Source organism: Succinimonas sp. (genome assembly GCF_045225735.1).
Classification (GTDB): Bacteria; Pseudomonadota; Gammaproteobacteria; order Enterobacterales; family Succinivibrionaceae; genus Succinimonas.
Window position 1 is genome coordinate 1 of sequence record NZ_JBGVBR010000155.1, and the last position, 4,991, is coordinate 4,991.

General features: G+C 45.9%; 3 protein-coding genes. All 3 read right to left on the reverse strand.

The genetic code is table 11. The features are described from left to right. Positions 1-1,892, reverse strand: a 1,892-nt coding sequence (locus tag ACJROR_RS05545) for a protein kinase domain-containing protein (RefSeq protein ID WP_406546223.1), incomplete at its 3' end; no start/stop codon positions are given. 190 nt (positions 1,893-2,082) lie between these two features. Continuing rightward, the gene (locus ACJROR_RS05550) at positions 2,083-3,624 is read right to left on the reverse strand and encodes an RNA-binding domain-containing protein (protein ID WP_406546224.1); all 1,542 of its coding nucleotides are present in this window, start codon (positions 3,622-3,624) and stop codon (positions 2,083-2,085) included. A 649-nt stretch (positions 3,625-4,273) separates the two neighbouring features. Then, on the reverse strand, positions 4,274-4,744 hold the full coding sequence (locus ACJROR_RS05555; protein ID WP_406546225.1) for a hypothetical protein: 471 nt from the start codon (positions 4,742-4,744) through the stop codon (positions 4,274-4,276). Positions 4,745-4,991: the final 247 nt, after the last annotated feature.

Genomic DNA, 4,991 nt, shown 5'->3' on the forward strand with positions numbered 1-4,991 from the left:
CTCCAGGTCTTGATAAGACGGAGATACTGAGCCCGGTCCTCGTTTTCCAGAGCGGTCATTTTGGCGTCGAAGTCCGGCATCCCCTCAAAAACATAGTCCCCCAGGCGGAATTTGAGGTATCCGGAAAGGCGGTAACCGAGATAAAAGCCCTGAAGGCACCGGGGAGCTTTGGCGAGATACTCTTCATCCATGTTTTCCTTAAGATCCCGGAGGAGCTCGTTAATCTCCGGAGGATTTCCCAGAGCCAGGGAGGCAAAGATACTGAGACTCCCGGCCCGGAAAACGCGAAGAGCCTCCTCGAGAAAGGGATCCTCTTCGTTTCCGGCGCTGGCGATTTCCGCAAGCTCTTTTCCGAAAGCGGCGAGACTGTCAAAGGTTCTTCCCAGACATACCGCCTTCCGGCATTTTTCTGAAAACGAGTACCCCATGGCCAGAAGCGCATCGTTAGGGTCAGCGCCGCCATGGGTGGCTATCTCCTTTATGGCTTCCAGGATGCGGCGATCCGCGATTTTTTCCGGACTTTGGGGATCGGCATTCCCCGAGTAATTTATCCAGGAGCCGGAACTGATAAGCAAAAAGGCTTCATCGGCTTCCTTTTTGGCCGCGCCGTCATTCCCGGAAACCCGGACAGCCAGATCAAAAATATGCTCCGAAAGCTCCTGAAATGAGCCGAATTCCCGGCCGGCCAGGAAGATGCCCTTAACGCCGGGGGTCAAAGCATACATCGCATCATGAAAGATCCGGAGATTAGCGCTTTTGCCGGAGCCCAGAAGGTTTTCCGCCTTCTGGCAGATCTCGGACTTTTTGCTGTCCAGGTACCCGAAATGATGGGTGAGGAGTCCCCGGCCCAGATCCCGAATGCCCTGCATCGGCTTCTTCAGCATGGCCCGGGCCAGCTCTTCGGGAGTATTCAGGACTTCATCCTCAAAGCGATACGGGAGGAACTTATGGGGGAATTCCCCGGAAGCCGCTTCAGCGCTTTCTCCCGGCACCGGAACGTCTTCTCCCGCAAGCCAGCGTTTAACCTCCGGGTAGCCCCATCTCCGGTTGGGATTATCCGGTTCGTTTCTGTGGGAGAGATCCTTGTAGGTAAGTCCCTGCACCAGCCGTTTCAGGTCGGCCGGGAAATTCTCCGGGAATTCGATTTTGTTAATGGAGGCCAGTCTGGCGGCTTCCTCGGCGGAAAGACCGGCATTCTGGAACGGGGTCTGGCCGGTATAAAGCTCATAGACGGTGATGCCCAGAGCGTAATAGTCGGTTTCCCGGTGGAAGATGCCCTGCAAAGCTTCGGGAGCGGCGTAGAAAGGCGTCATGCCGGTCTGGGTGACCACAAAGGTGTTATTGCCGGCATCGGAGCTGATGCCGAAGTCAATGAGAACAATATGCTCGCCGGTATCATCGGGGATCAGATTCCCGGGTTTGAGATCCTTATGGAGAATGCCGGCCTCATGCACGGATCTTAACCCTTCGATCACCGAGGGGATGATCAGGCTTCTGAGCTCCTCCCCGGAAAACCGTTCCCCCGAGGCCAGCACGTCTGAGAGAGCCGGCATTTCATAATAGGGACGAATGACATACTGGTGCCCTTCATAAACGCCGTAGCTTTCCAGCGTGGCCACAAAGGGACTCCGGACTTCCCGGAGCTTGTTCAGGATATCCTGCTTTACGGCGTTTTCCCGGCGGTAGTATTTCAGGATATAGCGTTTTTTGTCCGCCGCATCGGTTTTGGAGCAGAGATAGATATCGGCTTCTCCGGACATGATATCCAGCCGGGTGTCCACATGAAAGCCGTCCAATACCTGTCCGGAAATCTCCGGAAGCTTCTGGAAGCTGTTAACCCGGGTGCTTTTAAGCTTGTTCAGAAAAGAGGAATTTACCTTGGTTTCGGTCATTCATGATACTCCTGAAAAATCCCCTGCCGGGCGACACTGCAAAATTACTGCCATGATAAGAGAACATAAGGACGCAGGCAACGATGCCGGCTGTCTTTTGTTAAGACAGGCCGGATCGGAGGGGGATCTCATTTGAAAACCGCCTCTTCTGAACCAGGATGCGGACAATTATGTCCGGCTTGAGACCGGGTTACTTATCCTGCGGGAGACAAATCTTCTGATTAGGGCTTTGGGGGGTATCGGGATAGAGGTATTCCGCTTTTCCGGAAGTCAGAAGTTCCTGTATCACTTCCCGCACCGTGTCGGTAAGCTTTAGATAGCCCAGATTGACAGCAATTTCCCTCATGGACAGCGGGCCCTTTCTTTTGAGAAGCTTGAGAATCTGGTTCCTGATGTCTTCGCGGGTCATTCGGGCTCTTTTTTGGCGGGAGACGGCCTTATTGATCCGGGCAGCTCTGGGAGAATCCTTTTCCAAAAATATCGGGTGTATCGGCAGAATGACCCTGAGGTAACTCCGGTCTTCATCGGTCTTAAAAATCGGGAGTCCGGAACCGTTGTTCTTCATCGCACTGAAAATCAGCGGCACCCCGGTGTTGCGGGCCTCAGCCATTTTAAGTTCTTTAAGGAAGTCTCCGATTCTTCTGTTACGATAACGGTTGGAAACCATCACTCCCTTTGCCATATCTTCGTCGGTAATAGAACGATCCGGCCCGGGAACGCTGAGAATATCAAGCTGTTCCGGAGTTATGGTAACGGTGATGGGTTCATATATCTCGTACGAGCGATGGTATACGGCATTAGTCAGAGCTTCTTCAATGGCTGTATACGGCCAGTTGAAAACCCGCACAGCTTCCGCCTGATCCGGAACTTTGGTGACATATTCGATAATTACGCAGTTCCGGATGTATGAAAGAGCATCCCGCAGTTGCCTGTTGAGAGGACCTCTGAATATCCTTTCAGTCATTCCAATACCGGTGGGATCCGGTTTATCAACGACTTCAATGCGGGTATATGGAAAAAAGTCATCCGGCTTATCATTGAAAAACATAAGTCCGACATTTACAGGTTTTCTCATTTCTTTGGGACCTTTGACAAGCTTCATATCTAAAGCAATGTCTTCCATAGAGCGGTTTGATAAATTTGCCTGCATGGAACTTCCCACGTTACAGAGGTATTCCCGGACTAATGCTAAACTCATATCACCAATAGCAGCCTCCTGGTTTATGCGGTCATCAAAAGGGACGTTCCTCGCTAAAGCGATCAGTTCCCTCTCTTCATGGGTATTGGCACGGATCGTGTTTGACATCTTTCGTATGTAATACGCTTTATTGCTTTTTAACTGTCCTTTTTCAGTATAGATTTTGATCGGGCATTTGTAAGGTCTTTCATCACCGCCAGGAACCCATATTACAATAATACTTTTACCGTCAATTACGTAAGGTTCAGCAATGGGTATATAACGGGGTTCTATAGCATTACATTTCTTGAACAAATCTTTCTGAATAACGTCAATTTTTTCTTTTGGAAGCCCTGACAGAGGCATTTTAGGTGTGCCGTTTTCTTCTGCGATTCCAACCAATATGTAACCACCGCCAAGATTGTCAAAATCATTAGCAAAAGCTGTAATAGTGTGAATAATCGGTTCCGGATTCCAATCAGCTTTATACTCAATTCTTGAGCTTTCAACTACTCTTCCGTGTATCAAATCATCTATGTTAATTGGTAGTGCCATAATGTCCTTTAACTGTCCCTTTAGCTGTCCCTTAACTGTCCCTTAACTGTCCCTTTAACAGTCCCTTAACTGTCCCTTTAACTGTCCCTTAAGTATCTCCCAGGCAAGTCTAAACAATAAAAGAGAAAGAATGTCCTTAGCTGACAGGATTCCGCCCTTTCATTAACAGCCGCGGGGAATCTTCAAGATCCCTTCTTGAGAAGTTCTTAGAACTCCTGCACGTGATCACCATTAGGGATGGCAATAGCGTCTCGGCATCTCCAAGGTAAGTCCGTCATGAAAAAAAACGTTATTCTCATGCTCTTCGTCCAGCTAAACAGCAACGGCGGTTACCACGTTCGTCTTGAGATACCCCGGCAAATTACACTGCAGAAGGAACAATAACACTGACATAATGCATTTGTTCAATTAGGGATTTCGGTTCAGTAATATAATGTTGATTATTGCTTCCTTGATATAATTCTAAAAAATATGCAAAGATATGCTAATAAAATTACCCGAAAAAGCTTCAAAAGCGGGCATCAGATGTTACAGATATCATTAATCCCGATAATATATATTTGAGAAATAGGTAACGCTTGTCAAAAAATTACTGAAAATTTCATTAAAAATACTACTGATTTATAATAACTATCTTGACATGCAAAATTCAATCAGCTATAGGATTACGTGAATTCCACTTTTGCAGCAAATCAAATTGCCTTTTTTCGAGTTTTCTCTCCAAAACAGATATAACCTTATACACTCTTTCTTTATCTTCAATACCTGGAAACCAATCATCTAGTATCAAAGTATCGGTTATGCCAGAATGAAATACAGAAATACATAACATATCAGTAAATGCTCTTGGATGATCAGCTATCCAAACAGGAGTATATTCCTGATAATAGCCCATTTGATTCAAACGTTCAGTTCCATCAATTATGCCTAACTCTCCAAGAAAGTAATTTGTATTAAACTTCTGACCTTCACCAAAAATCCATAAATCAAGTTTACTGTATTCAGGATGTTCCCAATATACGCTGCTATGCCAATCACCAGTATGCTCAGGGCTAATGATATTAAGCGCAAGTATACTGCTGACATAAATATAAGGAGTCGTTTTTGATAATTTTAACATTGTATTTTACAAGAATTATCAACATGTCAATAAACAGTAATTTATCATCTATTTTTACAACAGGGTAAAAGACAAACATAATATATTACAATCACATATCTATATTATCAGATATCTTTACTTATGCTGGTACACGCATAAAATTCAAAAACTTATCAGAAGTGATATTTTGAATTTTTTGGAATATTTTGTTAACTGTGTTAATGTTATTTACCAGACTTATGGTATAACAACTCTTCAAAAGAAT

Coding starts and splice junctions, on each gene's coding strand:
- ACJROR_RS05550 (WP_406546224.1), bottom strand. CDS start 3,624: ATGGCACTACCAATTAACATAGATGATTTGATACACGGAAGAGTAGTT.
- ACJROR_RS05555 (WP_406546225.1), bottom strand. CDS start 4,744: ATGTTAAAATTATCAAAAACGACTCCTTATATTTATGTCAGCAGTATA.